This window comes from Pseudomonas sp. NEEL19 (genome assembly GCF_028751975.1).
GTDB lineage: Bacteria > Pseudomonadota > Gammaproteobacteria > Pseudomonadales > Pseudomonadaceae > Aquipseudomonas > Aquipseudomonas juntendi.
The window spans coordinates 188,729-201,461 of the sequence record NZ_CP081491.1 but is presented as its reverse complement, the minus strand read 5'-3'; the positions used below and the strand labels follow the sequence as shown (position 1 = coordinate 201,461).

The following is a 12,733-nucleotide window of genomic DNA, read 5'->3' as shown; positions in this document are numbered from 1 at the left end:
ATTCGGGGGTGGCTGGGAGTGCTCGCGAACAGTATTCGTTGATCGACTGCCACAAGCGCCCTAGCCACCAGGTACTGCAATGTAAAAAAGGCCAGCGAGACGTCGCTCTCGCGCCCCGCTGGCAGAGGTAAAGCCGTTACCGTGCGATCAAACGCTGATGCACAGGTATTTGATTTCGAGGTAGTCCTCGATACCGTACTTGGAACCTTCGCGGCCCAGGCCAGAAGCCTTGATGCCACCGAATGGCGCCACTTCGTTGGAAATCAGGCCGGTGTTGATACCCACCATGCCGTACTCCAGGGCTTCGGCAACACGGAACACACGGCTCATGTCGCGGGCGTAGAAATACGAAGCCAGGCCGAATTCGGTGTCGTTGGACATGGCGATGACTTCGGCTTCGTCCTGGAAGCGGAACAGCGGCGCCAGTGGGCCGAAGGTCTCTTCCTTGGCGACAGCAGCAGTTTTCGGTACATCAACCAGGATAGTCGGCTCGAAGAAGTTGCCTTCGATCAGCTTGCCGCCGGACAGTACCTTGGCGCCTTTGGAAACGGCGTCTTCGATGTGCTCCTGAACCTTGGCGACAGCCTTGCCGTCGATCAGCGGGCCAGTGGTGGTGCCATCTTCCAGGCCGTTACCGATCTTCAGCTTGGCCACCGCAGCCGCCAGCTTCTCGGCGAACGCGTCGTAGACGCCGTCCTGCACGTAGATACGGTTGGCGCAGACACAGGTCTGGCCGTTGTTACGGTACTTGGAGATGATCGCGCCCTCGACCGCCTTGTCCAGGTCGGCGTCGTCGAACACGATGAACGGGGCGTTGCCACCCAGCTCCAGGGAAACCTTCTTGATGTCCTTGGCGCATTCTTCCATCAGCTGGCGGCCGATTTCGGTCGAGCCGGTGAAGGACAGCTTGCGTACCAGGGAGTTGCCGGTCAGTTCGCCGCCAACTTCACCAGCGCTGCCGGTAACCACGCTCAGCACGCCAGCCGGGATACCGGCACGGTGGGCCAGTTCGACCAGGGCCAGGGCGGAGTACGGGGTTTGCGAAGCAGGCTTGAGCACCATGGTGCAGCCAGCGGCCAGGGCCGGGCCGGCTTTACGGGTGATCATGGCAGCCGGGAAGTTCCACGGGGTGATGGCCGCGGTTACGCCGATTGGCTGCTTGATGACGATCAGGCGCTTGTCTGGCTGGTGGCCCGGAATGGTGTCGCCATAGACACGCTTGGCTTCTTCGGCGAACCACTCGATGAACGAGGCGGCGTAGGCGATTTCGCCCTTGGCTTCGGCCAGCGGCTTGCCTTGTTCGGTGGTCATCAGGCGAGCCAGGTCGTCCTGATTCTCGATCATCAGTTCGAACCAGCGACGCAGCTTGGTCGAGCGCTCTTTGGCGGTCAGGGCACGCCAGGCCGGCAGGGCCTTGTCGGCAGCTTCGATGGCGCGGCGGGTTTCCGCGGTGCCCATCTTAGGCACGGTACCGATGACTTCACCGGTGGCCGGGTTGGTCACCTTGATGGTCTGGCCATTGTCCGCATCCAGCCACTCACCGTTGATGTAGGCTTGCTGGCGGAACAACTGAGCGTCTTTGAGCTGCATGTCGGCTTCCCGAATTGTTGATTGTTGAAAAGCGCCCAAGGCAGGGCATCGAGCGTTTGAAATCTCAAACGAATGCTAAGCGGCTGCTGGGGTGTTGGACAATAGGCTGTTCGAAAAAAAGAACGAATGGTTGAACAGCTGGGCGGAAAAGTCATCATTTGCGTACTGGCGACCGGCCCTTTCGCGGGCACGCCCGCTCCCACTGGGCGGAAGCGGCTTCAGCCGCGAACCGGCCGGCACAGGCAACCGGGAAAAAAGGCTACAGATCAAGGCGATGGACGCGACCGGCGCAGATGGGTATCATGCGTGCGCGTTGCACTCGTAGCTCAGCTGGATAGAGTACTGCCCTCCGAAGGCAGGGGTCGTGGGTTCGAATCCCGCCGAGTGCGCCATATCAAAAAGCCCTGGGCCTGTGCCCGGGGCTTTTTCATTTGTGCGACATGTCGCGTTTCTGGCACTCCCGTGCCACTGGCCATTGATGTTAGCGTGGGCGTCCTCCCGTTGCCTCCAACGGGTACCCCATAACAATCCATGGCGAAGGAATGCGCGCAACCATGCACCTGAAAAAACTCACCGCCACCACCCTGTTGCTGGCCAGCATCGGCCTGTTCACCCAACCGGCCCAGGCCAACCTCACTCAGCAACAGGCCGCGGCAATCGTCAAAACCTTCGACGGCAGCGACCCGCGTGACTTCAAGCAGTTCCTCGGCAAGCTCAAAGGCAGTGACCTGGCCAAGGCCGATAACCTTGAGGCGACACTGCAGGCCTACCTGAACGGCAAACCGCTGGCCGCCGGGCAACAGGACGAGATCAACCGCCTGCTTGGCCTGTATACCCGCATCAAGTACGGCAAGGCTGCCACTGAAACCCTGCGCGAACTGGTGGCTATTCCAACCTACAACGTCGAGGGTACGCCGCAGTACGAAAACCCGGCGTTCCTGAAAATCGCCGACAAGATCAAAGCACTGGCCGACAGTTTCGGCCTGGCGTTCCGCAACATCGATAACCGGGTTTACGAAATTTCGCTCGGCAGCGGCAAGGAAGTGATCGGCATCCATGCCCACGCCGATGTGGTGCCGGTCAATCCGGACAACTGGAAGCTGGCCGACGGCACCCGCCTGGACCCGTTCAAGGTCACCCTGGTTGGCGACCGCATGTATGGCCGCGGCACCGAAGACGACAAGAACGGCATCGTTGTCGCGATGTACGCGTTGAAAGTGGCCAAGGACGAAAACCTGCCACTGGCCCGCCAATTCAAGCTGCTGATCGACACGACGGAAGAAACCAGTGGGGATGCGATCCCCTATTACTTCGAGCGCAACCCCACGCCTGATTACAACCTGGCGCTGGATGGCGGCTACCCGGTGGTCATTGCCGAAAAGGGCTACGGTACGATCATGGCCAGCTTCAGCAAACGCCCGGCCACGGGTAACGGTGCTGAAATCATCAACCTGACTGGCGGGCTGGCCACCAACCAGATCCCCACCACCTCGGTCGCAACCCTGGCCACCGACAACCCGGCAGCACTCGCCAAACAACTGCAGCAAGCCGGCGCCGGGTATGTAAAGCAGCACGGTGGTGACTTCAGCATCGACGCCAAGGCCGACGGCAAGCAGGTGGTGCTGACAGTAACCGGGGTTTCCGCGCATTCCTCGGAGCCGGAGTCCGGGGTAAACCCGGTTGCACGCATGCTCGACTTCCTTGCTGGCCTGGGCCAGCAGGTACCGCTCAAGCACAACCAATTCACCGACGCCGCCCGCTACGCTGCCGACAACTGGGGCCTGGACTACTTGGGCAACAAGCTGGGCGTGGCCTTCAAAGACCCGTTCATGGGCCCGCTGACCGCGTCGTTGACCTATGTAGGGGTGGACGAAAAAGGCTTGAAACTGGCGGTGAACCTGCGCATTCCCAAGGGCAAGCCGCTTGCCACGATCAAGGACGAACTGGCCACCAGACTGGACAAATGGACCCGGCAGAGCCGCACCTCGGTAGCCTTCGACTACAGCCTGGACGAACCGATGTATCGCAACCCCGAGGGCGAGTGGGTGAAGGCTCTGCTCGCGGTGGCCAGCGAGAACCTGGGCATGAAGCATGAGTTCGGCACCTCGGCGGGTGCCACGTCGGTACACGACCTGCCCAACGGCGTGCAGTTCGGCCTGGCCATGCCAGACGTGAAGTACACCGGGCACAACGACAACGAGTTCAAGACGGTAGAGCAGTTCATGCTGGACCTGCAGGTCGTCAGCGAAATGGTCGCGCGGATCGGGCAAATGCCGAAGCTCTGATCGGCTGTACCGGTAAAGCCGCTCCCATAGGGTGCATCACAGGCTCTGAGGCCAATGACATACCTGTGGGAGCGGCTTTAGCCGCGAAGAGGCCCGCATAGGCGAACACCGATGACGTTTTTCAATCGACTCCATGCCGTTTCCTGCATTGCCGTGCAGAGCGCCGTACCGGATGCTTTAGTTACACCGAGACAGCGCTTTTCCACCCGCAGAGGCCCGTATGAAGACCGTCGAACAAATCCTCAAGACCAAGTCCCAGCACCAGACCGTGTACACCATCGGCCCGGATGACTCGGTGCTCGACGCCCTGAAAATGCTGGCGGAGAAAAACATCGGTGCACTGCCGGTAGTCGAGGGCAAGCAGGTGGTGGGTATCGTCAGTGAGCGCGACTATGCACGCAAGCTGGTGCTCAAGGGCCGCTCTTCTGCCGCCACCCCGGTACGGGAAATCATGAGTGCACCAGTGGTCACGGTCGAACCCAGGCAGAACCTCGAGTACTGCATGAACCTGATGACCGACCGCCACCTGCGCCACTTGCCGGTCGTGAGCAATGGCGAGCTGCTAGGGCTGTTGTCGATCGGCGACCTGGTGAAGGAAACCATTGCCGAGCAGGCCAGCCTGATCAAGCAGCTGGAGCAGTACATCCGCGGCGAATAAGCGCATTCAGTGGTAGCCGCGCTCCAGTTCGTCCAGCTGGTGGTCAAAACTGCGCAGGCGCGCCGACCAGGTGTAGACCAGCACTTCGAGGTCGCGATTGAGCACAGCGGTATTGCCATGCCCGCTTTGCGTGGGTTCGCCCAGGTCCAGCTGGTAGCGTTCGCGGGCCATGGCTTGGGCCACGCTGGACAGGTCGCGGGCGTTGGCCAGCCAATGATGATGGTGGTCGTGGATCTCGCGGTCGAGCACCCGGCACTGGCGCTTCAGCGCATCGAGGCTTTGCTCCAGCGGGGTGCCCTTGAGTTCGCCCATGACCTCTTCGAAAGTGCGCCCCGAATGCCAGTAGCTGCCCCAGAAATAACGATCGAAGACCGTTTCCACGCGGCGTAGTGCAACTTTGGTGTTCCAGATGGTCAGCAACGTGCGCCCCTGGATCACCTCGCGCTTGTTCAGATGCAACTGTTGCCAGGCGATCCAGGCCAGCGCCACCACGGCGACAGCCACGGTGACCGCGGCGGCGGCGTAGAGGAACTGCACCGCCTGGTTCAGTTGATGCGCCTGCCTGATGCCGTAGAAGTAACTGGCCGTCAGAATGCCCAGGATGGAAACGGAGCACCAGAAACCTGATACGTAGGGATCTTTCATCGCGCTATCCCCCGATTGTTTTCCTGAGCATAGCAACGGCCATTCACTCGTCAGGTGCCGCTCGGCGCTTTATTTTTTCTGGGGGTGAAGCGCCTCGTTGAGTTGGTCGATCATCGGGATCCAGTCGTCATCGGCGATGTACTTTTCTTTCAGGAACGCGCGCTGCGAATCGCTCCAGAAAGGCGCATCGACCAGTTTCACACCGTCCTCGAGCGGTGAGTGTGTCGTGATGAAGCGGTCGATTTCGACCGGGTCGTCAGACAGCCCCAACTGTTTGAAGATCTCCGACAAAGGATGAATCGGCTTGTCCATGTTTCCTCCTCGGTGCCGGGGCGCGCATGGAAGATGCCGGCCCGGCATGGGTTGAGAGCACCAGCTGCAGGTTTTGCTCCATGCTCATGTGAACCAGATGATTGTGATCATCCGCCCCCTGATAGACAGCACCCCGACGGACAAGACTCGATCGAACCTGCATTTATCCCAGCGCGCCTGTCAGATGGGTGAACGGCGCAAGGTTGCCAGGAACGTCGCTGCACCAATGAACAACCCGGCAAACGTGCGGTTCAAGCGCTTCTGCTGCTTGGGCGTACGCAGCAGGCGCAATACCCGCGCGGCCAAACCGGTGTAGCCCGCCATTACCAACAGGTCGACACTGACCATGGTCAGGGTGATTGCCACATACTGCGGCAGTAGCGGTGCATGCGGGTTGATGAACTGCGGCAGCACCGCAAGCATGAACACCAGCGCCTTGGGGTTGCTGACGTTGACCAGAAAACCGCGGAACACCAGGCTCAACGGCCTGCCGATGGGGCGCACGCCCGACTCATCGGTCATGTCCATCGGCAGCGCACGCCATTGCTTGTACGCCAGGTAAACGAGGTAAGCGACGCCAAACCACTTGATGAACTGGAACGCCGTGGCCGAGGCGGCCAACACGGCGCCCACGCCGGCGGCGATGATGGCGATTTGCAAAATCAGGCCCAGTTGCAGGCCCAGGGCATTCCAGTAACCGCGCCAGAAGCCGTATTGCAGGCCACTGGACATCGAGGCAATCGCCCCGGCGCCAGGGGAAAGGCTGATCACCCAGCAGGCGGCAAAAAAGCCTAACCATACTTCCATCGACATCACACACCTCGCTCGCACTAGTGTTGCAAAAGATTAAGCTAAGGTGTTGGTGAAAATATGACCAGCAAATTTTGCAGAATTCAGCGTGCTTGTGCGGGCCATGTCAGTCCGCCTCGAGCAACACGTCCTTGTGCATGGCCTGCACTTCGGCCCCGCGCCAGCGCCGCACCGACTTCTGGAAGAACTGACTGTTCGGCACCTGCACCAATGCCCCGCCTGCCTCGGGCACTTCTAGCAGGGTAGTGAACAGCAGGTTGATGGCGATTACCCGGCCCTTTACGCCCGGCTTGTCGAGGGTGTCGACCAGCTCGACCACATCACCAATACGAAACGGCCCGACCGTGAAGATCAGCACCGCGCACAGCAGGTTGGACAGTACGCTCCACATGGCGAAGAACGCCACCGCCGCCACCGCCACGAAACCGGACAGGGCCGTCCACAGCACCGTTGCCGAAACCCCCAGGCGCTCCAGCACGAACAGCAGCGCGCTGCCCATGATCAACCAGCGCAGGCCACCGCGCACGGGCACCAGCAACTCCGGTGGCAAGGGGTAGCGCTGGCCCAGGCGGCTGAGGCCACGGGCCACGATGCGCTGCAGGCCAAAAGCCACCGCCAGGATAAGGAGTATCTGCAAGCCCAGCCAGAAGGTGTCCATCCACTGCCCTGGCAGCAAACCACGCAGCTCCTCCATCAGGACAGCGCCTCAAGCTCGGCTTGCATGCTTTCGAGGGTTTCCAGTGCTTCCATCCAGCCCTCTTCCAGCTCCCCTTCGCGTTGCTTGAGCTTGGACTGGCGCGCCAGCAGGTCACGCAATTGATCCTTGCGCGCCGCGTCGTAAAGCCCAGCGTCGCCCAGCGCAGTCTCGATTTCGGCCAACTGCGCGTGCACCTGATTGAGCTCGGCTTCCAACTTGTCAGCGGCCTTCTTGTGCGGGGCCAATTGCTGGCGCAAGGCCGCAGCGGCCTGGCGCTGGGCTTTCTTGTCGGTCTTGTCCGGGTTGACCGGCGCAGTACTGGCCGGCGCGCTGCGCTGGCGATACTCGACCAGCCAACGGCTGTAGTCGTCCAGGTCACCGTCGAAGGTGTCGACCTTGCCGTCAGCGACCAGCAGGAAGTCGTCGGTGGTGCTCTTGAGCAGGTGACGGTCGTGGGATACCACTACCACGGCGCCGGCGAACTCCTGCAAGGCCATGGTCAGCGCCAGGCGCATTTCCAGGTCGAGGTGGTTGGTGGGTTCGTCGAGCAGCAGCAGGTTCGGCCGTTCCCAGGCGATCAGCGCCAGCGCCAGCCGGGCCTTCTCGCCACCAGAGAAGTTCACCACCGGCTCGTCGCAACGGGCGCCATGGAAATCGAAGCCTCCCAGGAAGTCGCGCAGGGTCTGCTCGCGCTCGGCGGGGGCAATGCGCTGCAAGTGCAGCAGCGGGCTGGCCTTGTCGTCCAGCGAGTCCAGCTGGTGCTGGGCAAAATAACCCACGGCCAGGTTCTCGCCGCGGACCAGCCGGCCGGACAACGGCTCCAGCTCACCGGCAAGGTTCTTGATCAGCGTCGACTTGCCTGCGCCATTCGGGCCGAGCAGGCCAATACGCGCGCCCGGGGTGAGTTGCAGCTTGACCTTGTCGAGGATGGCTTTGTCGCCATACCCCAGGCGGCCTTCGGACATGCTCAACAGCGGGCTGGAAATTTTCTGCGACTCGCGGAAGACGAAGTCAAATGGCGAATCGACGTGCGCCGCCGACAGCTCCTCCATGCGCTCCAGGGCCTTGATCCGGCTCTGCGCCTGGCGCGCCTTGGTGGCCTGGGCCTTGAAGCGGGCGATGTACTTTTCCATGTGCGCGCGCTGCGCCTGCTGCTTCTCGTAGGCCTGTTGCTGTTGCGCCAGGCGTTCGGCACGGGTGCGCTCGAAGGCGGTATATCCGCCCTTGTAGAGGTTCAGCTTGCGCTGCTCTACATGCAACACATGGTCGACCACGGCATCGAGGAAGTCACGATCGTGGGAAATCAGCAGCAGCGTGCCAGGGTAGCCCTTGAGCCAGTCTTCCAGCCACAGAATGGCGTCGAGGTCCAGGTGGTTGGTGGGCTCGTCGAGCAGCAGCAGGTCGGACGGGCACATCAGCGCCTGGGCCAGGTTGAGGCGCATACGCCAGCCGCCAGAGAAGTCACCGACTCGGCGGTCCATCTGCTCGTTGGTAAAGCCCAGGCCGGCCAGCAGCTTGCGGGCGCGAGCGTCGGCGGTGTAGCCGTCAGCGCTTTCCAGCTCACTGTGCAGGCGCGCCAGGGCGGTGCCGTCGTGCGCTTGCTCGGCAGCCGCCAATTCGGCCTGGACCTTGCGCAGGCGCACGTCACCGTCGAGCACATAGTCCACGGCCAGGCGATCGAGGGTATCAACCTCCTGGCGCATGTGGGCGATGCGCCAGTCGCCGGGCAGCTGGCAGTCGCCGGCATCGGGCGACAGCTCACCTCGCAGCAAGGCGAACAGGCTGGATTTGCCGGCACCGTTGGCGCCGATAAGACCGGCCTTGTGACCGGCGTGCAGGGTCATCTCGGCGCCTTCTAGCAAGCGCTGCGGACCACGCTGTAAAGTGAGGTTGGATAGTCTGATCATGATGGTCGCGGAGTCTACCAGCTTCCTCGGCCCATAGCGCGAGTGGAACCATGCACACCGACCTGTGGAATCACGCCCTGGCCTTGTACGCCAGGCCTGGCGTAGAAGCCGCCTGCCTTGAACTGCAAACACTGGGTGGCGATGTCTGCCTGCTGCTGTGCGCCACGTGGTTGCAGGCGCGTGGGGTTGCCGTGACAGACCAGCGCGCGCAGGCATTGCAAGGCATTGCCGACCCCTGGCAACGGACAGTGGTCACCCCGCTACGCGACCTGCGCCAGCAATGGCGCGCGGCAGCACAGCTGGATAGCCGGCTGGCACTTGTGCGCGAGCAAGTGAAAGGGTTGGAATTACAGGCAGAAAGAGCGTTGCTGGAACGCTTGCAAGAACGTGCCCAGCAGTGGCCCGTGAACTCTGCTGAGCCCACGGACGACTGGCTGGCACGGCTGGTGCCGGACCAGGGCCGACAACATGACGCGTTGCTGCAGCTACGCGCCGCGGCTGCAGCGCTTCAGGACGCCGAAGACGGTGCCTGAGCAGGCGTGCTGGCCGGCGCCGATGGCGCTACCGAAGTGGCCGAGTTGGCAGCGGCAGCCGGAGCGCTGGGGGCAGGCGTAGCCAGTTTGGCATCGGCTGGTTTGCTGGCGGCAGGCTTGGCAGCCGGTTTCGCTGCGGTACGTGCTGGCGCCTTGGCTGCAGCTGGCTTGGGCGCAGGTTTGGTGGCTGCAGATGCTTTGGCTGCCGGCTTGGACGCAGGCTTGGCGGTGGCTGTTGCTTTGGCGGCTGGCTTGGCTGCGGGTTTTGCGGCGGCAGTGGCCTTGGCGGCTGGCTTGGCCGCAGGTTTCGCGGCAGCAGTGGCCTTGGCGGCTGGCTTGGCCGTAGGTTTTGCGGCGGCAGTGGCCTTGGCGGCTGGCTTGGGCGTAGGTTTTGCGGCGGCAGTGGCCTTGGCGGCTGGCTTGGGCGCAGGTTTTGCGGCGGCGGGGGCCTTGGCGGCTGGCTTGGACGCAGGTTTTGCGGCGGCAGTGGCCTTGGCGGCTGGCTTGGGCGCAGGTTTTGCGGCGGCGGGGGCCTTGGCGGCAGGCCTAGACGCAGGTTTTGCGGCGGCGGTAGCTTTAGCTGCTGGCTTGGCTGCGGTAGTGGCTCGACTGGCTGGCTTGGTCGCCGGCTTGGCAACAGCTGGCTTGGCAGTTTTGGCTGCACGCTGGTCAAGGGCCTTGGTCGCGGCTTCACGCACTTTGCCTACACCTTGGGCCAACTTGATGCTGTCTTGGGCATCGCGCTTGAGTTGCTGAATGTAGGCGCGCGTCTGGGTTTGACGCTCCTTGAGGGAGTCCAGCAGTTCTTCAAGTTCAGCGCTGGCTTTTTGCGCTTTGGTCTGTGCCTTGGCTTTACCGGCCTTGGCTGCACCTTGCAGTTTCAAGCGAGCGTTGTGCAGTTTTTCCTGCGCTTTGCCACGCTGCTTTTCCAACTTTGCCAGCAGTTTTTCCGCATCAGCCAGCGCTTGCGAGCAGGCTTCTTCCAAATGTTCGAGCAAACTACCCGAAAGTTGCTGGAGCAGGTGTAACGGCGTACTTACTGGCTTCTTTTTGGCCGACATGGTTTACCTCCTGGCTGACGAGAGTGCGGCTCATACTATGCTTCTGCTGCTACCGCCGCTAGGGCATGTTGACCGTAATAGTTACGCCGCGTTGCATGCCTGGGCAACGTTGTAAGCTTGCAGCTGCGGGTAAGTGTAGATGCTGGACAAAGCCTTGCCGCGCCGCTGCCCTGTTGCGACTCAAAGCCGCGCCCACGCAAAGCCGCGAAAAAGCCAATACACATATTCAACACTGGCATACTTCCACGCTCATTGGCGCAGGAACTGACCATGCCTCGATTTCTTGTTTTAGGTTTATGCCTGCTGGCGCCCCTCGCCCTGGCCGACAGTGATGAACACGATCTCGCCTACAGCCTTGGGGCCAGCCTGGGCGAGCGGCTGCGCCAGGACATGCCTGGCCTGCAACTGGATGCCTTGGTCGATGGCTTGCGCCAGGCCTACCAAGGGCAGCCGCTGAAGCTCGACAAGGCACGCATGCAGGCCGTGCTGCAGCAGCATGATGCACAGGAAAGCGATGACCAGGCGCAAAAGCAGCAAGCGGCGGAAAAACGCTTCATGGCCAATGAGCGGGGGCGTTTTGGCGTGCATGAGTTGCCAGAGGGCGTGCTTTACAACGAGCTGCAGGCAGGAAGTGGCGCGCAGCCGAAAGCCGGTGGCAAAGTGCAGGTGCGCTACGTAGGCAGGTTGCCGGACGGCTCGGTATTCGACCAGAACCAGACGCCACAGTGGTTCAGCCTGGGCTCGGTGATCGAGGGGTGGCAGGTAGCGTTGCCGCAGATGCACGTTGGCGCCAAGTGGCGCCTTGTCATTCCGTCTGCACAAGCCTATGGAGCAGAGGGCGCAGGCGACTTGATCGCACCCTATACCCCCTTGGTGTTCGAAATCGAACTGCTGGGGGTTGGCGACTGACGCCAACCATCAGGCCTGTACCGCGTCCTCTTCCTTGTGCGCGTTGTGCAGCACTTCGATCAGGCAGTCTTCCAGTTCGAAGCGCTCATGCAGCAGGCCACCGAGCTTGCCCAGTTTTTCGGCAAAGCGCTCTGTGTCCTTGCACTCAGCTTTCGCACAATGATCGTTGAACGCCAACGCGATCTGCGTGATGTCATTGATGCGTGGGTTGATTTCTTCGGCCAGCTTCAGTGCCTTCTCGTCACCGAAAGCCTTGGCTTCCCTGACCAGCTGCTCGCAGACCTCGAAGTGCCACGCCGAACAGTAGTCCACAAGCAGGCCACAGAAATCCCCGTTCGTATCCTTGTCGGCAAAGGCCAGCTCTTTGGCGCGCAACGCGCGGAAAGACTGCACCAATTCCTTGCGCTCCTTCAGCCAACGATCAATAAGTTCGTGAACCCCACCCCAGCGTTCCTGAGCGTTCTGACAACTATCGAGCATGGCGATCTCTTCCCTTCTGGGTAGATGCCGCTGCACCTCGCGCTGCGAAGGCGCGCACAAAGGTGATATCAGCAGGACGGCATCGAGCAGTTGTGTTTTGAGTATCCGTGCTGCGAGATTATTCCCGCACGTGTTGCCCTTCAAGGTACGCAGTGGACAAACTTCATACAAGTGTTTAATACCGTGTTACATGGCCATTGGTCATTCTGATGACTCAACCTTGCGCCAGGTCAAGCGCCTGCCAGGGTGCGGAAACGATACGCCAGCAGGCAGCTCGCGGGCAGCGCCGCCAGCAGCAGGAAAGCCAACAGGCTCCACTCGGGAAGGGTCAGGTCGAGAAAACTCCAGCTCAGCGCGCTGCACTCCGGGCCGCCGAATAGCAGTTGCCGGGCCGCCTCCACCCAACCCTGCTCGAATACACGCCCGATCGGCAGCGGGCATGCATCGACAACCCTTTCAGCACCCTGCAGCCAGACCTGCCGCGCGGCCAGCGCCGCCCCGCCCAGCGAGCAGGCCAACGTCGCCCATGCGTAACGCCGCAGGCCACGTGCACGCGGTGCCTGCAGCACGCTGGCCAGGCTCAGCAGGGCATACAGGGCTAGCAGCAACCGCTGGCTCAAGCGCAACGGGCATGGCGCCAGCCCAAGCATGTTATCCAACTGGAAGGACGCAGCCAGCACTGCCAGTGCGGCCAGGCAAGCAGGAAGAAACAAGGTGCGCAAACGGGCCAGCAGCATGGGTGGTGAAGGTCCCGGGATGAGAGTGTGGCCTGGAACGGTAGAGGAAAGACGGGCTTTGTTTCAAGGCGCTACAGCAACGACAAGTCGCTGAAACGCGTAAGAAATT

The 12,733-nt window shown here is 61.7% G+C and carries 13 protein-coding genes and 1 tRNA gene; 5 read left to right on the top strand and 9 right to left on the bottom strand.

From position 1 onward, the window contains the following. Window positions 1-147: 147 nt before the first annotated feature. A complete protein-coding gene (gene gabD / locus K4A76_RS00860; RefSeq protein ID WP_009682215.1) occupies window positions 148-1,590 on the bottom strand; it encodes an NADP-dependent succinate-semialdehyde dehydrogenase in 1,443 nt (480 codons plus the stop codon). A gap of 315 nt (window positions 1,591-1,905) precedes the next feature. On the opposite strand from gabD, the gene K4A76_RS00855 reads away from it, so the two are divergent. From K4A76_RS00855 to K4A76_RS00845, 3 genes are all read left to right on the top strand, one after another. After that, window positions 1,906-1,982, top strand: a tRNA-Arg gene (locus K4A76_RS00855). A gap of 162 nt (window positions 1,983-2,144) precedes the next feature. After that, window positions 2,145-3,875 carry a dipeptidase gene (locus tag K4A76_RS00850; protein ID WP_274411348.1) on the top strand — a complete coding sequence of 577 codons (1,731 nt, stop codon included), beginning with the start codon at window positions 2,145-2,147 and terminating at the stop codon, window positions 3,873-3,875. Between the two features lie 220 nt (window positions 3,876-4,095). After that, a complete protein-coding gene (locus K4A76_RS00845; protein ID WP_009682213.1) occupies window positions 4,096-4,533 on the top strand; it encodes a CBS domain-containing protein in 438 nt (145 codons plus the stop codon). 6 nt (window positions 4,534-4,539) lie between these two features. Here the strand turns inward: K4A76_RS00845 and K4A76_RS00840 are convergent, their stop codons facing one another. From K4A76_RS00840 to K4A76_RS00820, 5 genes are all read right to left on the bottom strand, one after another. After that, window positions 4,540-5,178: an NADH:ubiquinone oxidoreductase subunit N gene (locus tag K4A76_RS00840; protein WP_173887195.1), complete on the bottom strand. Its 639-nt coding sequence runs from the start codon at window positions 5,176-5,178 to the stop codon at window positions 4,540-4,542. Window positions 5,179-5,247: 69 nt separating this feature from the next. Further along, window positions 5,248-5,490, bottom strand: coding sequence for a DUF2789 domain-containing protein (locus K4A76_RS00835; RefSeq protein ID WP_173887193.1), 243 nt, complete (start codon window positions 5,488-5,490; stop codon window positions 5,248-5,250). Between the two features lie 180 nt (window positions 5,491-5,670). Next, window positions 5,671-6,303 carry a LysE family transporter gene (locus K4A76_RS00830; RefSeq protein WP_274411347.1) on the bottom strand — a complete coding sequence of 211 codons (633 nt, stop codon included), beginning with the start codon at window positions 6,301-6,303 and terminating at the stop codon, window positions 5,671-5,673. A gap of 103 nt (window positions 6,304-6,406) precedes the next feature. Further along, on the bottom strand, window positions 6,407-6,994 hold the full coding sequence (locus K4A76_RS00825) for a mechanosensitive ion channel family protein (protein WP_029884787.1): 588 nt from the start codon (window positions 6,992-6,994) through the stop codon (window positions 6,407-6,409). Further along, window positions 6,994-8,904, bottom strand: coding sequence for an ATP-binding cassette domain-containing protein (locus tag K4A76_RS00820; RefSeq protein ID WP_274411346.1), 1,911 nt, complete (start codon window positions 8,902-8,904; stop codon window positions 6,994-6,996). Before K4A76_RS00820 ends, K4A76_RS00825 begins: the two co-directional genes overlap by 1 nt. A gap of 50 nt (window positions 8,905-8,954) precedes the next feature. Between K4A76_RS00820 and K4A76_RS00815 the strand changes: the two genes are divergently transcribed. Continuing rightward, window positions 8,955-9,437: a TIGR02444 family protein gene (locus K4A76_RS00815; protein ID WP_274411345.1), complete on the top strand. Its 483-nt coding sequence runs from the start codon at window positions 8,955-8,957 to the stop codon at window positions 9,435-9,437. Here K4A76_RS00815 and K4A76_RS00810 read toward each other — a convergent pair. Then, window positions 9,413-10,498 carry an AlgP family protein gene (locus K4A76_RS00810; protein WP_274411344.1) on the bottom strand — a complete coding sequence of 362 codons (1,086 nt, stop codon included), beginning with the start codon at window positions 10,496-10,498 and terminating at the stop codon, window positions 9,413-9,415. The genes K4A76_RS00815 and K4A76_RS00810 overlap by 25 nt on opposite strands. A 270-nt stretch (window positions 10,499-10,768) precedes the next feature. On the opposite strand from K4A76_RS00810, the gene K4A76_RS00805 reads away from it, so the two are divergent. Next, the gene (locus K4A76_RS00805) at window positions 10,769-11,407 is read left to right on the top strand and encodes an FKBP-type peptidyl-prolyl cis-trans isomerase (protein ID WP_274411343.1); all 639 of its coding nucleotides are present in this window, start codon (window positions 10,769-10,771) and stop codon (window positions 11,405-11,407) included. A 9-nt stretch (window positions 11,408-11,416) separates the two neighbouring features. On the opposite strand, the gene rsd is transcribed toward K4A76_RS00805, so the two are convergent. Together rsd and K4A76_RS00795 are read right to left on the bottom strand one after the other, a co-directional pair. Then, on the bottom strand, window positions 11,417-11,887 hold the full coding sequence (gene rsd / locus K4A76_RS00800; RefSeq protein WP_274412256.1) for a sigma D regulator: 471 nt from the start codon (window positions 11,885-11,887) through the stop codon (window positions 11,417-11,419). A 230-nt stretch (window positions 11,888-12,117) separates the two neighbouring features. Continuing rightward, window positions 12,118-12,624, bottom strand: a complete 507-nt coding sequence (locus K4A76_RS00795) for a disulfide bond formation protein B (protein ID WP_274411342.1) — start codon at window positions 12,622-12,624, stop codon at window positions 12,118-12,120. Window positions 12,625-12,733 lie beyond the last annotated feature (109 nt).

Coding starts and splice junctions, on each gene's coding strand:
- K4A76_RS00845 (WP_009682213.1), top strand. CDS start 4,096: ATGAAGACCGTCGAACAAATCCTCAAGACCAAGTCCCAGCACCAGACC.
- K4A76_RS00795 (WP_274411342.1), bottom strand. CDS start 12,624: ATGCTGCTGGCCCGTTTGCGCACCTTGTTTCTTCCTGCTTGCCTGGCC.
- K4A76_RS00830 (WP_274411347.1), bottom strand. CDS start 6,303: ATGTCGATGGAAGTATGGTTAGGCTTTTTTGCCGCCTGCTGGGTGATC.
- rsd (WP_274412256.1), bottom strand. CDS start 11,887: ATGCTCGATAGTTGTCAGAACGCTCAGGAACGCTGGGGTGGGGTTCAC.
- K4A76_RS00805 (WP_274411343.1), top strand. CDS start 10,769: ATGCCTCGATTTCTTGTTTTAGGTTTATGCCTGCTGGCGCCCCTCGCC.
- K4A76_RS00815 (WP_274411345.1), top strand. CDS start 8,955: ATGCACACCGACCTGTGGAATCACGCCCTGGCCTTGTACGCCAGGCCT.
- K4A76_RS00835 (WP_173887193.1), bottom strand. CDS start 5,490: ATGGACAAGCCGATTCATCCTTTGTCGGAGATCTTCAAACAGTTGGGG.
- K4A76_RS00825 (WP_029884787.1), bottom strand. CDS start 6,994: ATGGAGGAGCTGCGTGGTTTGCTGCCAGGGCAGTGGATGGACACCTTC.
- K4A76_RS00850 (WP_274411348.1), top strand. CDS start 2,145: ATGCACCTGAAAAAACTCACCGCCACCACCCTGTTGCTGGCCAGCATC.
- K4A76_RS00820 (WP_274411346.1), bottom strand. CDS start 8,904: ATGATCAGACTATCCAACCTCACTTTACAGCGTGGTCCGCAGCGCTTG.
- K4A76_RS00840 (WP_173887195.1), bottom strand. CDS start 5,178: ATGAAAGATCCCTACGTATCAGGTTTCTGGTGCTCCGTTTCCATCCTG.
- gabD (WP_009682215.1), bottom strand. CDS start 1,590: ATGCAGCTCAAAGACGCTCAGTTGTTCCGCCAGCAAGCCTACATCAAC.
- K4A76_RS00810 (WP_274411344.1), bottom strand. CDS start 10,498: ATGTCGGCCAAAAAGAAGCCAGTAAGTACGCCGTTACACCTGCTCCAG.